General features: G+C 70.3%; 2 protein-coding genes. Both read right to left on the bottom strand.

The features are described from left to right. A partial coding sequence (locus OO52_RS54935; RefSeq protein WP_158712707.1) for a condensation domain-containing protein occupies positions 1-133 on the bottom strand: 133 nt, incomplete at its 3' end. Positions 134-231: 98 nt separating this feature from the next. Further along, on the bottom strand, positions 232-1723 hold a 1492-nt coding region (locus tag OO52_RS45420; RefSeq protein ID WP_037671592.1), incomplete at its 5' end, for an amino acid adenylation domain-containing protein.

Raw genomic sequence — 1723 nt, 5'->3', positions numbered from 1 at the left:
ACCACTCCGGCACCCGCCCCTCCACCCGCGCCGTATAGGCACGCGTCAGGTCAGCGGCCAGCGGGCCCAACGACCACCCGTCACCCGCGATGTGATGCACGACGAGCAGCAGCGCGTGTCGGTGTTCGGACACCGTGAACAACTCGGCGTGTAGGGGGATCTCGGCTGCCGATGTCCGTGGCGGGCAGCTCCACGCTCACGCTGTCGAGGACGTGCTGGTACGGCGTGCCGTCAGTCTCGGGGAACACCGTCCGCAGACTCTGCACGGTCCAACTCGCCGTTCAGGCGTACGACGAGGGGGATGTTATAGGTGGCGCTCGGCCCCTCCATCTTGTGCAGGAACCACAGCCGCCGCTGGGCGGACGAGAGGGGAAGGGCCGAGGGGCGTTCCCGCGTCGCCAGGGGGTGCCCGCCCAGGTCGAAGAAGTCGTCCTCGACACCGACCCACGGCAGCCCCAACACCTGCGCGAACAGATCGCACACGATCTGCTCCTGCGGCGTGCGCGCCTCCCGCCCCGACCTGGTCACGGTGAAGTCCGGTTCCGGAAGTGCCCCCTTGTCCAGCTTGCCGTTGACGGTGAGCGGCATGCGGTCCAGTGTCACGACGGCCGCCGGCACCATGTAGTCGGGCAGCCGCTCCCGCGCGAAGTCCCGTACGTCGCCGTCGCGGAGGGCTCCCCGTGCCACCACGTAGGCGACAAGGCGGGCATCGCCGGACGGTTCCTCCCGGACCACCACCGCGGCCTCGGCGACGTCGGGGTGGTCGGTCAGTACGTTCTCGATCTCGCCGGGTTCGATGCGGAAGCCGCGGATCTTGACCTGGTGGTCGGCGCGGCCGACGAACTCCAGCTCGCCGTCGTCGTTCCAGCGCACCAGGTCGCCGGTGCGGTACATCCGCGTGCCCGGCTCGGACGCGTACGGGTCCGCCACGAACCGCTCGGCCGTCATACCGGGCTTGCCCAGATACCCGCGGGCGACACCGGCCCCCGCGACGTACAGCTCCCCCACCACGCCGGGCGCCACCAACTCCAGCCCGGGACCGAGCACATACGTCCGCAGGTCGGGGATACCGACGCCGATGACGCTGGCCGCCGCCGCGGTCGCTCGCTCCCGGGTCAGCGGCTGGTACGTCACGTGGACCGTGGTCTCGGTGATTCCGTACATGTTGATCAGGGCCGGCGTGTCGTCGGGGTGGCATCGGTACCAGTCGGCGAGGCGGGACGGCTGGAGTGCCTCACCGCCGAACACCACAATGCGCAGGGCGAGTTCGCGGCCCGGCGAGGAGGCGTCGGCGTCGGCGTCGGCCTGGGCCAACTGGTAGAAGGCCGACGGCGTCTGGTTGAGGACGGTGACGCCGTGATCGGCCAGCAGGTCGAGGAAGGCGCCGGGCGTTCTGCTGACCTCGTAGGGCACCACGACGAGTCGGCCGCCGTGCAGCAGCGCTCCCCACAGCTCCCAGACGGAGAAGTCGAAGGCGTACGAGTGGAACAGCGTCCAGACGTCGTCGGGACCGAAGCCGAACCACTTCCGGGTGGCGTCGAAGAGCCGCACCACGTTGCGGTGGGCGACGACGACGCCCTTGGGTCGGCCGGTGGAGCCGGAGGTGTAGATGACGTAGGCGGGATGATCCGGCGCGAGCGCGTGGACCGGGTTGTCCGAGGGCTGATCCTGCACGTCCAGCGTGTCCAGCAGCAGCACCGGCGTCGCGGCGGCGGTGTCCGCC

It is taken from the genome of Streptomyces flaveolus, assembly GCF_000716535.1.
Classification (GTDB): domain Bacteria; phylum Actinomycetota; class Actinomycetes; order Streptomycetales; family Streptomycetaceae; genus Streptomyces; species Streptomyces flaveolus_A.
Note: the sequence above shows the minus strand (reverse complement) of the source record. Positions and strands in the feature narration are given on the sequence as shown.